This is a genomic window from Pseudoxanthomonas sp. SE1 (assembly GCF_029542205.1).
Taxonomy (GTDB): domain Bacteria; phylum Pseudomonadota; class Gammaproteobacteria; order Xanthomonadales; family Xanthomonadaceae; genus Pseudoxanthomonas_A.
On sequence record NZ_CP113783.1, the window covers coordinates 990,494 to 1,005,479 of the forward strand.

A 14,986-nucleotide genomic window follows, 5' to 3' on the forward strand; every position below is an offset into this window, starting at 1 on the left:
TACAAGGATGCCCATGGATCTTTCCCCCACGCCGGTCGGAACGCTGGCCCGCCGCTGGCAATGGCTGCTGATCGCAGTGATCGTCGGCTGGCTGATCTGGCTGCTGGCGCCGGTACTGACGCCGTTCGTCTGCGCGGCGCTGTTGGGCTGGCTGGGCGACCCATGGGTCGACCGGCTTGAACGCTCAGGGCGCTCGCGTACCGTGGCGGTGGTGCTGGTGTTCACGCTGATGCTGCTGTTGCTGGTGTTGGCGCTGGTCATCCTGGTGCCGATGATCGAACGTCAGGTGGTCACGGTGATCGAATCGCTGCCGGCCTACCGGGACTGGTTCGTTCAGACCGCATTGCCGTGGGTGGAGCGTCGCACCGGGCTGGAACTGGTCGCCTGGCTGGATCCGGACCGGCTGACGGAGTGGGTGCGCGGGCACTGGCAGCAGGCCGGTGGGGTGGCGGCCACGATGTTCGGCTATTTCTCGCGCTCGGGCTTTGCGGTGATGGCATGGGTGGCCAACCTGGTGCTGCTGCCGATCCTGACGTTCTATTTCCTGCGCGATTGGGATCTGCTGGTCGAGCGCATCGCCGCACTGGTGCCACGCGACCACATCGCGACGGTCACCCGACTGGCGCTGGAATCGAATGAAGTGCTGGGCGCATTCCTGCGCGGCCAGTTCCTGGTCATGCTGGCGCTCGGCGCGATCTATGCGGCCGGCCTGTCGGTGGTGGGCCTGAAAGTGGGCCTGCTGATCGGCATCATCGCTGGCCTGATCAGCTTCGTGCCCTACCTTGGCACCGCCACCGGCATCGTGCTGGGCGTGATCGCCGCGCTGGTGCAGTCCGGTGGCGACTGGTCGCTGGTGGCGATGGTGCTGGGCGTGTTCGTGGTCGGCCAGATGCTGGAAGGTTACGTGCTGACGCCGCGCATCGTGGGTGATCGCATCGGCCTGCATCCGGTGGCGGTGATCTTCGCCATCATGGCTGGTGGCCAGTTGTTCGGCTTCCTCGGTATGCTGCTGGCGCTGCCGGTGGCGGCGATCGCGAACGTGCTGCTTCGCTTCGCCCACGAGCGTTACACGCAGAGCCGGTTGTATGCCGGCGACCGGCCGTCCATCGTGCTGGATTCGTACATCGACAAGGGCAGCGTGGAGCAGGCGCCGGCGCGCGACATCGATACGCCGTGAGCAGGGACATGCAGGGCACCGATCTTGGTCCGCAATTGCCGTTGACGCTGCGCTATCCACCGGATCAGCGCTTCGAGAGCTTCATCGGTCCGCCGGAAGGCGCGTTGGCTGCGCTGGATGCACTGGCGACCAGACCGGGTGCTGACTGGGTTTATCTGGCCGGCCCTTCAAGGACCGGCAAGACCCATCTGGCGCTGGCACTGTGCGCCGCCACCGAACAGCAGCATCGTCGCGCGGCCTATCTGCCGATGGCGGCTGCGGCCGGCCGGTTGCGCGATGCACTCGACGCACTGGAGGGCAATGACGTGGTTGCGCTGGACGGTATCGAGGTGATCGCGGGCGCGCACGAGGATGAAGTGGCGCTGTTCGATTTCCACAACCGCGCACGCGCCTCCGGTTTGAACGTGCTGTACACCGCGCGCGGTATCCCGGACGACATCGGCCTTGGTCTTCCCGATCTGCGTTCGCGCCTGCAGCAGTGCCTGCGCGTGATGCTGGATCCCCTGGACGACGCCGGTCGCCGCGATGTGCTGCGCGAGCGTGCGCAGCGGCGCGGCCTGGTGCTGGAAGATGCCGCGCTGGAATGGCTGCTTACGCGGACCGATCGCGACCTGGGTACGTTGGTGGCACTGCTGGACCGCCTCGACCGCGCATCCCTCGCGGCACAGCGACGCATCACGGTGCCGTTCCTGCGCAGCGTGCTGTAGGAGCGGGTCATGCCCGCGATGTGTTCGGCGTAGTGCAGGGGAAGAACGCTGTCGGCTACGCGCTCAGCGTGGCTTCCAGGTCGGCCAGCCGTTGCGGCGTGCCGACGTCGGTCCAGCGCCCCTGCAGACGCTCGCCCGTCACGCGTCCTGCAGCCATGCCGGCATGCAGGAGGGGCAGCAACGGGAAACGCGGCTTGCCACCGGTCGTGACACGGAGCTCGCCGGTGATGTGCTCCTGCCAGGGATCCAGCAGTGTGGGGCGGTAAAGCCCCAGGCCAGCGTACGTCAGTCGCTGCTCGCCTTCGCGGTGCAACTGGCCGGCAGCGTCGAGTGCGAAGTCCCCGCGCGGCGCGAAGGCCGGAGGTTCCACCATCACCAGGTGTGCCAGCCCCTGCGGCTCGCGCGGCAGTCGCGCGAAATCGAAATCGGTCCAGATGTCGCCATTGACCAGCAGGAAAGGCGCTTCGCCCAGCAGCGGGCGCGCGTTGAGCATGCCGCCGCCGGTTTCGAGGGGCGTGTCGCCTTCGTACAGGTAATGGATGCGCATCCCCCAGCGTTCGCCATCCCCCAACGCCTCGGGGAACCGGTCAGCCAGCCAACTGGTGTTGATGACGACATCGCGCACGCCCAGCGCCGCCAGCTTTTCGAGATGCCAGACGATCAGCGGTTTGCCTCCGGCTTCGATCAGCGGCTTGGGCGTGTGGTCGGTCAATGGGCGCATGCGCTCGCCTAGTCCAGCCGCGAAGATCAGCGCCTTCATGCGATCTCACCCCGCGCATGCAACACCGGCTTGATGCGCTTGTCGAGCAGGGTGCGGAGGCCTGCGAGTTCGGGGTAGCGCGGCAGCACCTCGTCCAGGTAGCGGATGAAGCGCGGCACGTCGGGCAGGTAGCGGGTCTTGCCGTCGCGATAATGCAGGCGCGAGAAGATGCCGAGGATCTTCAGGTGCCGCTGGATGCCCATCCAGTCCGCATCGCGCAGGAACACCTTCAGTTCCGGCACCGGCAACCCGGCACGCGTGGCGCGCGCGTGGTAGCGCGCCAGCCAACCGTCGACGCGTTCGATCGGCCAGCTCAGGAACGCATCCTTGAACAGACTCATGGCGTCGTATGCGACGGGGCCCCGCACGCAGTCCTGGAAATCGATCACCGCAGGGCCGGGCGTCATCGGCATCAGGTTGCGCGGCATGAAGTCGCGGTGGGTCAGCACGCGTGTCTGCGACAGTGCGTTGTCCATCAGGCGACGCTGCGACAGTTCCAGCCCTTCGGTCTCGCCGCAATCCAGCGTCAGGCCCAGGTGGCGGCGCAGGAACCATTCGTCGAACAGGCCGGCATCGCGCTGCAGCAGGGCTTCGCCGAATTCGCCCATGCCCTCCGGCGGTGCGATGGCCTGCAGGCGAAGCAATTGTTCGATGGCGGCATCGAACCAGGTGTCCGCATTGTCCTCGCTGATCACATGCGCCAGCGTCGGCCCCCCCAGATCTTCCAGCAGCAGGAAACCCAATTCCGTGTCGATGGCCAGCACGTCGGGCACGCGGACGTCGCCACCGGCCAGCAGTTCGCGCATCGCCAGCCAGGGCCGCACGTCCTCCAGGCCAGGAGGGGAATCCATCACGATCCGTCCCGGTCCGTCGCCCAGACTGCGCCAGTAGCTGCGGTAGCCCGCGTCCATCGACGCGCGTTCGAGCTGCGCGTACGGGTCGCCGAGCGCGCCGCGCGCCCACTCCAGGCGCTGGGCGCCGCGTCCGGAAGGGTCCTGAATCGTTGGGTTCATGCAGTCGCGGCCACGCAGAGGCGATAAGGCCTACAGGGTAAACTGGCGCCCTACCGACTTGCGAGGCTTGCATGGCCCATCTCCAACCCGTGCTGCTGTCCGGCGGCTCCGGCACGCGCCTGTGGCCGCTTTCGCGCGAGGCCTATCCCAAGCAGTTCCTGCCGCTAGTCGGTGACGACACGATGGTGCAGGCCACGTGGCGACGGGTCGAAGGGCTGGCCGAACGTGCGCCGATCGTGGTGGCGAACGAGGAACACCGTTTCCTGGTCGCCGAACAACTTCGGCAGATCGGCGCCCCCGTGCCGGCCATCCTGTTGGAGCCGGTCGGCCGCAACACCGCCCCCGCGATCGCGGCTGCCGCGCTGCAGGCGATGGCCGATGGTGCGGATCCCCTGTTGCTGGTGTTGCCGTCGGACCATGTGGTCCGTGATGTGTCCGGCTTCCAGCGCGCCGTACGCGAAGCCTCGGCTGCCGCGGATGCGGGAGCGCTGGTGACGTTCGGCATCGTGCCCCATGCGCCGGAAACCGGCTTTGGCTACATCCAGGCCGAAGCCGGCGACGGCCTTCGCAAGGTGTCGCGCTTCGTCGAAAAACCCGATGCCGCCACGGCCCAGGCTTACCTCGATGCCGGCGGCTACTACTGGAACAGCGGCATGTTCCTGTTCCGCGCCAGCCGCTATCTCGAGGAGCTCGCGCGGTTCCGCCCCGACATCGTCGATGCGGTGCGCGCTGCGCACGCGGCGGCACGCCACGACGGCGACTTCGTCCGGCTCGACAAGCAGGCCTTCGCGGCGTGCCCGTCGGACTCGATCGATTACGCGGTGTTCGAGAAGACGGAGCATGCGATGGTGCTGCCGGTCGACATCGGCTGGAGCGATGTCGGCAGCTGGTCGGCGCTGTGGGATGTCGCCGAGCGCGATGCCGACGGCAACGCACACCACGGCGACGTGATCGCCGTGGACAGCCGCAACAGCTATGCCTACGCGCAGCGCCTGGTCGCGCTGGTGGGCGTGGACGACATCGTGGTGGTCGAAACGGACGACGCAGTGCTGGTCGCACGCAAGGACCGTGTGCAGGACGTCAAGCTGGTCGTTGCCCAGCTGAAGAAGGAGCAGCGCAGCCAGGCCGTCCTGCACCGCGAAGTGCACCGCCCGTGGGGCAGCTACGATTCGGTCGACAACGGCGGCCGCCACCAGGTGAAGCGGATCAAGGTCAAACCGGGCGCCGCGCTCAGCCTGCAGATGCACCACCATCGCGCCGAGCACTGGATCGTGGTCAGCGGCACGGCCAAGGTGACGCGGGGCGACGAGACGCTGCTGCTCTCGGAAAACGAAAGCACCTATATTCCCCTCGGCGTGAAACATCGCCTGGAGAATCCCGGCAAGGTGCCGCTGGAATTGATCGAAGTGCAGTCGGGCAGCTATCTGGGTGAAGACGACATCGTGCGCTTCGAGGATGTGTACGGCCGCAGTGAGTAATGGCGTGAGTTCAGCGCGCTACCGCCTGGACGATCTGGTGATCGATCTGGAGCGGCAGCGCGTCGAACGCGACGGCGCACTCCTCAACGTGGCGGGGCTCAGTTTCCAGCTGCTGCGCCATCTGGTGGAGCAGGACGACCGCGTCGTGGGTTTCGACGAGCTCATCCAGCGCGTGTGGGCACCGGCGGTCGTCAGCGAGGAGACCGTCACCCAACGGGTCAAGCTGCTGCGCCAAGCCCTGGGGGACGACGGACGCAGCCCGCGCTATCTGCGTTCGGTACGCGGGCAGGGTTACCAGTTGTGCCTTCGTCCGCAGCCATTGCCCGCCACCGAGCCTGCAACGTCGCCGGCACCTCGTCCGCACCGATCACGCGTGATGACGGTGGTCATGGCAGGCATCGTGGTGCTTGCGGCGGGCACAGGTCTATGGGCGTGGAAGCAGCACGCCAACCGCATGGACATCCCCGTCGCAGCCCCCACGTCGGAGCCACCTTCGTTGCTGCAGCGCGCCGCCTACTACGCGGGCATCGGCCAGCGCGACGACAACGAACGCGCCATCGAACTCTTCGGCCAGGCCCTTGAAGAAAAGCCCGGCAACGTGGATGCGCTGGTCGGATTGAGCCGCGCCTACAGTGCCCGCGTCTGCCTGTTCAATTTCCCCCCGGAATGGGCGGCGCGCGCGCAGACGCTGGCCGAGCAGGCCATCCGCGCGCAGCCCGGGCGCGTGACTGCCCATGCCGCCCTGGGTTACTCGCATGACTGTCGCGGACGCATCGACGATGCGCTTGCCGGTTACGAACGCGCGCTTGCCCTGGACCCCGCCGCCGACAGCAGCCGCGCGTCCGCGGCCTACCTCTACGACCGCAAGGGACTGCTCGCCCAGGCACTGCTCGCGAACACATCGCTGCGCGGCGATCCAGCGCGCGTGCGCTACCTGCAGGTGCAGATCGCGGGCATCCTGGATCTGCTGGGCTACCCGCAGGCCGCGGAAGCGCGTTATCGCCAAAGCTTCGCGCTGTATCCCGACAATGTGTTCTCCAACATCGCGTGGCCGCGTTTCCTGTTCCGGCACGGACGCACGACGGAAGCCCAGGCCGCGCTGGACCAGGCCATGCAACGGGGGACCGATCATGTGGACCTGTTCCTGCTGGCCGCCGAACTGGCGCAACTGCGGGGCGACCCCGCCGTTGCCCTGGCGGCCTATCGGCAGGCCGAAGCCTTGCGCCCGCAGGCAAGCCTGCCAGCGACACTGGCCCAGCTTCAGGCCGGCCCTGTCGATCCGGCATGGGCCCATGCGCGTGCCGACCGCATCACCCGCGATCTGGAAGGCGGTGCAGGCTACCCCGCCGACTGGCTCGAAGTCGCGGTGCTGCGCGAGGCTGCCGGCGACCGAGCGGCGGCGCTCGCATCGCTGCAACGCGCAGTGGATGCGGGTTACAGCGATACGGCGTACCTGCGGGTGTCGCCGTTGTTCAGGACGATGGCAGCCGAGCCGGGATTCGCCCGCAGCGTGGATGCGCTCAACCGGCGCGTCGCGCTCGAGCACGGCAAGGTGCCCGGCGCGTTGCTGGAACGCCTTACGGCATCGCCTTGAGTATGTAGTCGCCGAACATCTGTTGCGACTGCGGGTGCACGTTGCGCTGGTTGAACGAGGTCCGCGTGATCACCGCCACCAGCTGCCGTTCGGGCACGATGAAGACGTAGTTGCCGCCGTTGCCCGACATGGCCCACGCCGCCTGTTCCCCTTGCGCACGCGGGAAACGGAACCGCCAGAACTGGTAGCCGTAGTCCGCATCCTCGCGCGCTTGCGCATGCACTGTCAGTGCCGCGTTTATCCAGGGCGCGGAGATGACCTGCCGGCCCTGCCAGCGACCGCCATCGGCCACCAGTTGCCCGATCTTGGCCAGGTCGCGACTGCGGTAGCGCGTGCCACCGCCGCCCATGCCCACCCCCTCCGATGATCTGTTCCACTGCACCTGCTGGATGCCCAGCGGGTGTTCCAGTGCCTCGGCAGCGAAGGTCGCCAGCGGTTTTCCGGTTGCCCGTTCGATCACCGCACCCAGCAGGAAGCTGCCCGCCGTGCAGTACGAAAAGGCCCGGCCATGCGGACTGTCCTCTGGGCGCGTCATCCACGGCGCGAAACCACGCACCGGCAGGTCCAGCGCGAACCGGGTCCAGTCCTCGCTCAGGTACATGCGTTCCTCGTTGCCGGCGGAGAACTGGTTTTCGTCGTCGCATTCCCAGGCCGAGCTCATCGTGAGCAGGTCTTCCAGCGTCATCCGCTGCTTGCGGGGACTGGGGTTCTGCCACGGTTGCCTGTCGGCGAAGTAGGTGTACACGGGCGCCTGCGCACCCGGGATGTGCCCTCGATCGATCGCCGCCCCCAGCAGCAGGGCGGTGACGCTCTTGGTGGCCGAACGCGTGTCGTTGAGCACATCCGGGCCGCCGCCGTTGAAGTAGCGCTCGTACACCAGCTTGCCCTGGTGGGCGATGACGATGCTGGTGACCCCCGCGTAATCCCCCCTGGCGATGGCCGCTTCCAGTGCCTGCAGGCGATCAAGCTGCCAGCCGTCGCGACGGGCGTCGGCGGTCTGCCAGCCATCCTGCATCGGCACGGGCGGGCGATAGGCTTCGGGTGGGAGGGCGGCGCCGGCGGCCGATTCCGCCGCGTGCGCAACGGAGGACGTGGCGAGGGACAACAACAGCAGGAAATGACGCATGGCATCGCTCCTTGGAAGGGAGCGTCATTCCATCGCGAGCCTCGGTGAAGCGCCTGACAGCCGGATGAAGATTTATGAAAGCAGTCGTGCGCGCCACACGGTTACAAGAAAAAGCCCCGCGTGGCGGGGCTTTTCGCTGCATTGGGCCGTCCGGTTGTCCCCGATGGCTCAGGCCTTCTTCTTCACCATGGCGTAGATGAAGAGCAGCACGATGGCGCCCACCACCGAGGCGATGAAGCCCGCCGGTTCGCCGGGTGAGTACCAGCCCAGCGCACCCCCGATGAAACGGGCCAGCAGGGCGCCCAGGATGCCCAGCACGATGGTCATGAAGAAGCCGAGCTTGTCGTTGCCGGGCTTGAGTGCCCGCGCGAGCAGGCCGGCGAGGAAGCCGATCAGCAAGGTCCAGAGGATGCCACCGCCAAAGATCTGTTCCATCGAAACACTCCGGTTGGGAAGGTGTGGGGCGATGCGCAGCGTAACCCAGCTGCGCGCGGAGTGGGATGGCGGCGGGCAGAGGCAGTCAGAGGCGGAGAGGCCGACTCGGGACAAGCGCCCTAAGCCTTCACGACCCTCATGCGCATGAGGCGGGAAGCAACGAAGGCCGGGTCGCCCCGGCCTTCATCGCAAGGGAACCGGAACGCGCGGATCAGCAGCAGCCGTGATCGCCGTGCTGCTCGCCGCCGGCCGCCACGCCCACGCCCGTGGTTTCACCGCGTACGCTGGCGGCATGGTGTTCGGCGATCACGCGTGCCACGCAGGCGGTGACCTTCTTGCCCATCGGGATGTGCAGGAATTCGTTCGGCCCGTGCGCGTTGGAATGCGGCCCCAGCACACCCGTGATCATGAACTGCGCGCCGGGGAACTTCTCGCCCAGCATGCCCATGAACGGAATGGTGCCGCCTTCGCCCATGTACATCGCCGGGGCGCCGAAGAACTCGCGGCTGGATGCGTCGATGGCGTTCTCCAGCCATGGCGACATGGCCGGGGCGTTCCAGCCGGTGCTCGCCTTCTCCAGCTCCAGGCTGACCTGCGCGCCGTTCGGCGCATCCTTCTCCAGCAAGTCCTTCAGCAACTGTCCGGCGTGCTTGCCATCCAGCGTGGGCGGCAGGCGCAGCGACAGCTTCACCGATGTGTACGGCCGCAGCACGTTGCCCGCCGACGACAGCGGCGGCATGCCGTCGACGCCGGTGACCGACAGCGCCGGACGCCACGTGCGGTTGAGCACCAGTTCGGTCAGGTCCTCTGCCATCGGCGTCATGCCGGGCAGGAACGGAAACTTGTCGAACACCGCCGTGTCCAGCACGCGCGCGGCTTCCCGGGCCTGCGCAAGGCGGTCCGCCGGGATCTCGACCTGCAGACCCTCAGGCAGGATGCGGCCGGTCTGCTCGTCTTCCAGCCGCGACAGCAACTGGCGCAGCAGGCGGAAGCTGGAGGGCACCACGCCCGACGCATCGCCGGAATGCACACCTTCCTCCAGCACCTTCACGGTGAAATTGCCGCCGGCCAGCCCGCGTAGCGATGTGGTGCACCAGAGTTGCTCGTAGTTGCCGCAACCCGAATCCAGGCAGACGACCAGCGACGGCTTGCCGATGCGGTCGGCGAGGTGGTCCACGTAGGCGGGCAGGTCGTAGCTGCCCGATTCCTCACAGGCCTCGATCAGCACCACGCACCGCGCATGCGGCACGCCCTGCTGCTGCAGCGCCTGGATGGCGGCCAGCGAGCCGAAGATCGCGTAGCCATCATCGGCACCGCCACGGCCGTACAGCTTGTCGCCCTTGATCACCGGCACCCACGGGCCAAGGTCGTCGTCCCAACCGGTCATTTCCGGTTGCTTGTCCAGGTGACCATAGAGCAGCACCGTGTCCGCCGCGGTTTCTGGCCCGGTAGCCGGGATCTCGATGAAGATCAGCGGCGTGCGACCTTCAAGGCGCACCACTTCAACCTGCATGTCCGGAACCGGCTGCGCCTTCGCCCAGCGCTCCATCAGCTGGACCGCCTGTTCCATGTACCCGTTGGCCACCCAGTCCTTGTCGAACATCGGGGACTTGTTGGGGATGCGGATGTACTCGACCAGCTGCGGGACGATGTCGTCGTCCCATTTCTCGGCTACGTAGCGGTCGACTTTGGCGGTATCCATGGCAACTCCGGGGTACTGAAGACGTAGCGCTCCATTCTACGCCCTTGCCTGGGGTAGGACTTTTCCTACGCGTTACCGGGGTGTTTACGGGCAGATTCGCACGCGCCGTGGCGATACCTTGATGCCCATGGGCGCTGGACACTCTCCCTACCGTCGCGGGCCTGAGGCGATCGACGGAACATGACGGATGCGTCGACGCATCCGCCATCCATGGAGAGTCCAACGTCACAAGGAGAGTTGTCATGAAGTCGTTCATCCACATCGTATCTGCCGCTGTTCTTTCGCTGCTGCTCGCCATGCAGGCGATGGCCGCAGAGAAGGTCAACATCAACACGGCGGATGCGGCCGCCCTTGATCGAGTGCTGGTGGGCGTGGGTCCGGCGAAGGCTGTCGCCATCGTCGAATACCGCAAGGCCAACGGGCCGTTCAAGAGCGCCGAGGAACTGGCGATGGTGAAGGGCATCGGCCTGAGCACCGTGGAACAGAACCGCGACCGCATCGAACTGCGGGCTGGTGCCACCCCGGTGCGCAAGCCGGGAGCCGCCGCCGCAACGCCCGCAAAGCCGGTAGCGCGGCGCTGATGGATTCCCGTGCCCGGCGCTTCCACAGGATGTGGAACGCCGGACACAGGGGCTGGATGCCAAGGGGGAAACAGGCAGGAGGCCGACAGGGACGTAACTACAACGCGCAGGATGCGCAAGGGCAGGAACAGGCATTGGCCCGTCACTGTCCCGACGCCGACACGGAGGTGGACATCGCCCGGGTGCGCAGGAAGCGCATCCGGGCGATGTCTTTCTGTGGCCGCCGCGTGGCTGCCCAGGGAGTGCGAAGGGGCTAGAATCGCGCCGCATCCTGACGGGGGGAACCACCATGCCGGACGTGTCGCGCATCATTCCTGCCAACGAGTACCGGCGGGAGCGATGGAGGAATGGCTTGGGCTGGACCCGCGAAATCGTGCGCGTGCCCGATGCCGAGGCATGGGACTGGCGCCTCTCGATCGCCGAGATCGAGCATGACGCTGCGTTTTCCGCGTTCCCCGGCATTGATCGCGAACTGGTCCTGTTGCGTGGCAATGGCCTGCGCCTCCGTTTCGACGGAGAGCGCGTGGTGGACCTTGCACCACCGCATGGTCGCCATCGTTTCGCGGGCGAAGACGCCGTGACCGGCGAACTGGTCGACGGTCCCACGCATGACTTCAATCTGATGTGGCGGCGCGATGTCGTCCGTACCGAGTTGCTGCATCGTCCCCTGGTGGGGCCGATGCTGTTCTTCACCGAGCCCGGCGTGCAGTGGGTGGTTCACCTGCTCGCAGGGCAGGCTGCATTCGATGCCGATTGCGGGCTAGGGAATCTCTGGAACGGCGACACGGCCATCCTGGCCGCCGGGCCGGCGCGTACCCGCTACGCGCTTCACGGTGGTGGCGAACTGCTGGCGATCCGCATCGAGGATGGGGGTGCTGGAAAAAGCGCGTGAACGGATGGCGTCAGTACACGTCGCGTCGGTAGCGGCCGTCACCGCGCAGTTGCTCGACCCTGTCGTCGCCGAGTATCCGGCGCAGCGCGGCGTCCACGTCCGGCGCCATGCCCGCCAGGCTGCCGCACACGTACAGGGCGGCACCTTCGTCGACCCACTGGCGAAGGCGCTCGGCCTGCGCCAGCAGGGCGTGCTGGACATACCGGTGTCCGCCTTCATCGCGGGAGAAGGCCAGGTCGAGGTGTTCGAGCGCACCTTGTGAACGCCATGCCATGAGTTCGTCGGCATGGAACAAGTCGCGGGTTCGCTGGCGTTCGCCGAACAGCAACCAGTTCCGGCTCGCTCCCGCCCGCATCCGTGCCTTCACGTGCGCGCGCAATCCCGCCAGCCCCGTGCCGTTGCCTATCAGCACCATCGGCACCCGCGCTGCAGGGGGATGGAAGTTGGGATTTTTCCGGATGCGCAGCGCGATCGTTTCGCCAGGTCGGGCATGCCGGCACAGCCATCCGCTACCGAGTCCGGGCGTACCGTCCGCGCGCTGCATCAGGCGAACCAGCAGGTGCAGCGCGCCATCTTCGGGTATCGACGCGATGGAGTACTCGCGATGCGGCAGCGGCACGCAGCCGTCAACGAACGCCTGCGGGTCAACAAGCAGGGGCGCTCCGGCCGTTGAGGGCCACTGGCTGCCTGCGAGTGCGTCGGCCAGCGTCACCCGGTCGCCCTGCCAGTCCACGACCGCATCGCCCTGCAGGCCGTAGGCAAGCAGGAGAGCCTCAACATCGGCGACGGCGTGTCGTGGACCGATCTCGGCAATGTCGCCGGCGGTCCATGCCGGCATCGTGCCCTCAACGGGCTCCAGCGAAAGATGGAATACGGGGCCGCCGAGGCTTCCGGGATTCAATTCGATGCGCTCGCGCAGTCGCCAGGATTCGTAGCGTGGCGTCGACCAGTCGGGCATGTCGGCGCCATTGCCGAGCTGGCCGATGTGGTGCTGCCAATGACGCAGCGCGCTGTCGTCGGCGTTGTCCACCTCGACGATGTCGAACAGTGGTTGCGCACCGTGGCGGCGCAGCCAGTCGTCCAGTTGATGGCCGAAAGCGCAGAAGTGCGCATACTCACGATCGCCCAGCGCAAGCACCGCGTACTGCAAGCCTGCCAGCGAAAGCGATTGCGGCATCACCCGACGCACGAAGCCCAGGGCGGGGTCCGGCGGATCGCCTTCACCGGTCGTACTGACCACGAAGACCGCGCGGGTCATGCTCTTCAGCCTGACCGCATCCAGGTGCTCGAGTCCCGCGCGTTGCACGGCCACGCCGCTGTGGCGGAGCGAGGCGGCGGTCAGGTCGGCCACTTCCAGCGCGAAGCCTGTCTGACTGGCATGCACGACCCACACCGCATCCTGCACGGCCTGCGCGCTGGGCTGGGCGTCGCGCAGGCGCATGCGGGCGCGTTGCAGGAACCAGGCCGTCAATCCCGCGTACGCAAGCAGCGCTGCCGCAGCGGCATATCCGCGTGCCGCCGATGGCGTGGCCAACCACCAGTCGCCCTCGTGCAGGCGTGCGAACAGCCACGCGCATGCGGCCAGCAGCAGGATCGCGACCGTGTTGCCCAGCAGTGGAGCGATTCCGCGCGAGGGAGCAGGAGACGCGCTCATGCCGCGAGGTGCCGCTCGAACGCAGGCGTCTTCGCTTCCTGCAGGCCTTGCGCGGAGCGTTGCAGGAAGCGCGCTGCCAATCCGTGGCGCGCTGCGAATGCCCGGCCAGCGGTTGCCCCCATCACGGTCAACGCGGTCGCCCACGCATCGGCTCGCATGGCATCGGTCGCGACTACGGTGACCGCTGCTGCGGCATCGGTCACCGGTTCGCCACTGCGCGGATCGATGGTGTGCGAGTAGCGGCGACCTTCATGCGCATAGGCATGCCAGCGGTCACCTGAGGTCGCGACCGCCACGCCATCGAGGGTGAGCACACGCGGCTCCAGGCCCTCGCTGTCCGCTTCTTCATCCGGCGACGACTCCACCAGCACGCGCCAGGGCTGGCCGTCCAACTTGCGACCATAGCCGTACAGCTCGCCGCCGACTTCGACCAGCGCGCTGTCGATGCCGCGATGGCGCAGCAGCGCGGCGACGACATCCACGCCGTAGCCCTTGGCGATGGCCGACAGATCGAGCATGAGGCCGCCGGGCTGCCTGATGCGGCGTTGGTCGGCATCGAAGCGGAGATGCTGCCAGCCAACGCGCGCGCGCGCCGCGACGAGATCGGCCGGCGTCGGACGTCCGCGGGCGCCGGCATGCGCGCCAAAACCCCACGCGGCCACCAGGGGCGACACAGTCGGATCGAAAGCGCCCTCGCTGGCGGCCGCGATCTCGAGCGCTGCCGTCAGCACGTGCAGGACGTCGTCCTGCAACGCGAACCATTCTCCCGCCATGCCGCGGCCGAAGCGCATGATGTCCGTATCCGCATGCCACGTGCTCATCTGTGCCACGACCTGATCCAGGCGCGCCTGCACCGCGTCGTGCAGTGTGTGGAGATCGAGGCGCGTCTCGCTGACGCATTGCACGGACCAGGTGGTGCCCATGGTCTGTCCGTGCACGGCCTGCACGGGCGATGGAGGCGCGGAGAGCGGGGAGAGGGAAACGTTCATTCGGATACGCGCCGCCGGATGCCTGTCCGGCGGCGCCATGCGCATTACTGCGGCAGCACTTCGAGCGTGGCCACGTAGGTCAGGCGACGCTGCCGGGCCTGCGGTACCGACGTCCTGTCATCTTGCGTACCGGTTTCGAGCCAGTACATGCCGGCTTCCGGCCAGGTCACGCTGAACTCGCCGCGGGCGTCGGTGGTGACCTTGATCTCTTCCTGCGCGTTGCGGTAACGCGTGCCGCCGCGCGTGATCTCGAATTCCAGGCCGGCCGCGGGCTTGCCGTCGACCAGCATGCGGAACGTGGCGGCTTCACCTGCGAACAGGTCGTTCGGGTGGGTCACCGGCACCAGTTCGATCCCTTCCCCCGTGCTCTTCAGCGCGGTGTCGTTCGGCGCCCCATTGGTCACGAACGTTTCGATGCGTCCGATCGACTGCGATACCTGCAGGTTCTTGGCGTCCTTCGGTACCTTGGTCGCCAGGTCTTCGGGCTTCGCGCCTCGCAGGCCACCCGGCTTTCCGTCGGCGCCCTCCCAGCGAACCATCAGGTTCTTGTTGACCGTGGCGATGCGGTAGGTGCCCTGCTGTTTCAGCTCGATATCGAACACCGTGCGGTACTTGCCCGTGGCGAGGTTCTGCGCCCCGGCGGTGGACCCATCCGGCGCGGTGATGACCAGGCCTTCGGTGCGCAGCGGCACGTGGTTGAAGTAGAACAGGTCGTTGGACACCGCGGCGTCCACCGTGATCCAGGGGTTGGTGCCGGCGATGACGGTCTGCGACGGCTGCAGCCACGCCTTGTGCGCCAGCGCGGAGAACGGCGTCGTTACGGCGAGCGAGAGGGCGAGGATCAGGGCGTTGCGTTTCATTGGAATCTCCAGCGATGT

General features: G+C 67.2%; 14 protein-coding genes. 6 read left to right on the top strand and 8 right to left on the bottom strand.

Annotated features, from left to right (window positions below; all coding sequences use genetic code 11):
• Nucleotides 1-13 precede the first annotated feature (13 nt).
• Together OY559_RS04510 and hda are read left to right on the top strand one after the other, a co-directional pair.
• Complete coding sequence (locus OY559_RS04510; RefSeq protein ID WP_142123616.1) at nt 14-1,177, top strand: AI-2E family transporter; 1,164 nt, start codon at nt 14-16, stop codon at nt 1,175-1,177.
• An 8-nt stretch (nt 1,178-1,185) separates the two neighbouring features.
• The gene (gene hda, locus OY559_RS04515) at nt 1,186-1,884 is read left to right on the top strand and encodes a DnaA regulatory inactivator Hda (protein WP_277729919.1); all 699 of its coding nucleotides are present in this window, start codon (nt 1,186-1,188) and stop codon (nt 1,882-1,884) included.
• A 55-nt stretch (nt 1,885-1,939) separates the two neighbouring features.
• Here hda and murU read toward each other — a convergent pair whose 3' ends face one another.
• The gene (gene murU, locus OY559_RS04520) at nt 1,940-2,644 is read right to left on the bottom strand and encodes an N-acetylmuramate alpha-1-phosphate uridylyltransferase MurU (protein ID WP_277728902.1); all 705 of its coding nucleotides are present in this window, start codon (nt 2,642-2,644) and stop codon (nt 1,940-1,942) included.
• Nucleotides 2,641-3,657, bottom strand: a complete 1,017-nt coding sequence (locus OY559_RS04525) for an aminoglycoside phosphotransferase family protein (RefSeq protein WP_277728903.1) — start codon at nt 3,655-3,657, stop codon at nt 2,641-2,643. The genes murU and OY559_RS04525 overlap by 4 nt, the downstream gene beginning before the upstream one ends.
• 71 nt (nt 3,658-3,728) lie before the next feature.
• Between OY559_RS04525 and OY559_RS04530 the strand changes: the two genes are divergently transcribed.
• Together OY559_RS04530 and OY559_RS04535 are read left to right on the top strand one after the other, a co-directional pair.
• Nucleotides 3,729-5,135 (top strand): mannose-1-phosphate guanylyltransferase/mannose-6-phosphate isomerase, encoded by a 1,407-nt coding sequence (locus tag OY559_RS04530; RefSeq protein WP_277728904.1) that lies wholly within the window; start codon nt 3,729-3,731, stop codon nt 5,133-5,135.
• Nucleotides 5,136-5,139: 4 nt separating this feature from the next.
• Nucleotides 5,140-6,729 (top strand): winged helix-turn-helix domain-containing protein, encoded by a 1,590-nt coding sequence (locus OY559_RS04535; protein ID WP_277728905.1) that lies wholly within the window; start codon nt 5,140-5,142, stop codon nt 6,727-6,729.
• On the opposite strand, the gene OY559_RS04540 is transcribed toward OY559_RS04535, so the two are convergent.
• From OY559_RS04540 to OY559_RS04550, 3 genes are all read right to left on the bottom strand, one after another.
• Nucleotides 6,713-7,744, bottom strand: coding sequence for a serine hydrolase domain-containing protein (locus tag OY559_RS04540; RefSeq protein WP_277729920.1), 1,032 nt, complete (start codon nt 7,742-7,744; stop codon nt 6,713-6,715). The two genes, OY559_RS04535 and OY559_RS04540, sit on opposite strands and share 17 nt — an antisense overlap.
• A 279-nt stretch (nt 7,745-8,023) precedes the next feature.
• Entirely contained in the window at nt 8,024-8,290 is a 267-nt protein-coding gene (locus OY559_RS04545; protein WP_192200384.1) for a GlsB/YeaQ/YmgE family stress response membrane protein, read from the bottom strand.
• Between the two features lie 211 nt (nt 8,291-8,501).
• A complete protein-coding gene (locus OY559_RS04550) occupies nt 8,502-9,992 on the bottom strand; it encodes a M20 family metallopeptidase (protein ID WP_277728906.1) in 1,491 nt (496 codons plus the stop codon).
• A 242-nt stretch (nt 9,993-10,234) separates the two neighbouring features.
• On the opposite strand from OY559_RS04550, the gene OY559_RS04555 reads away from it, so the two are divergent.
• Both OY559_RS04555 and OY559_RS04560 read left to right on the top strand, forming a co-directional pair.
• The gene (locus OY559_RS04555; protein WP_277728907.1) at nt 10,235-10,573 is read left to right on the top strand and encodes a ComEA family DNA-binding protein; all 339 of its coding nucleotides are present in this window, start codon (nt 10,235-10,237) and stop codon (nt 10,571-10,573) included.
• Between the two features lie 289 nt (nt 10,574-10,862).
• A complete protein-coding gene (locus OY559_RS04560; protein ID WP_277728908.1) occupies nt 10,863-11,465 on the top strand; it encodes a HutD/Ves family protein in 603 nt (200 codons plus the stop codon).
• Nucleotides 11,466-11,475: 10 nt separating this feature from the next.
• Here OY559_RS04560 and OY559_RS04565 read toward each other — a convergent pair whose 3' ends face one another.
• From OY559_RS04565 to OY559_RS04575, 3 genes are read right to left on the bottom strand one after another with little or no spacing between them, the layout of a single operon-like run.
• Entirely contained in the window at nt 11,476-13,119 is a 1,644-nt protein-coding gene (locus tag OY559_RS04565) for a sulfite reductase subunit alpha (RefSeq protein ID WP_277728909.1), read from the bottom strand.
• Complete coding sequence (locus OY559_RS04570; protein WP_277728910.1) at nt 13,116-14,108, bottom strand: FAD:protein FMN transferase; 993 nt, start codon at nt 14,106-14,108, stop codon at nt 13,116-13,118. The genes OY559_RS04565 and OY559_RS04570 overlap by 4 nt, the downstream gene beginning before the upstream one ends.
• Before the next feature lie 44 nt (nt 14,109-14,152).
• Nucleotides 14,153-14,968 (bottom strand): DUF4198 domain-containing protein, encoded by an 816-nt coding sequence (locus tag OY559_RS04575; protein WP_277728911.1) that lies wholly within the window; start codon nt 14,966-14,968, stop codon nt 14,153-14,155.
• Nucleotides 14,969-14,986: the final 18 nt, after the last annotated feature.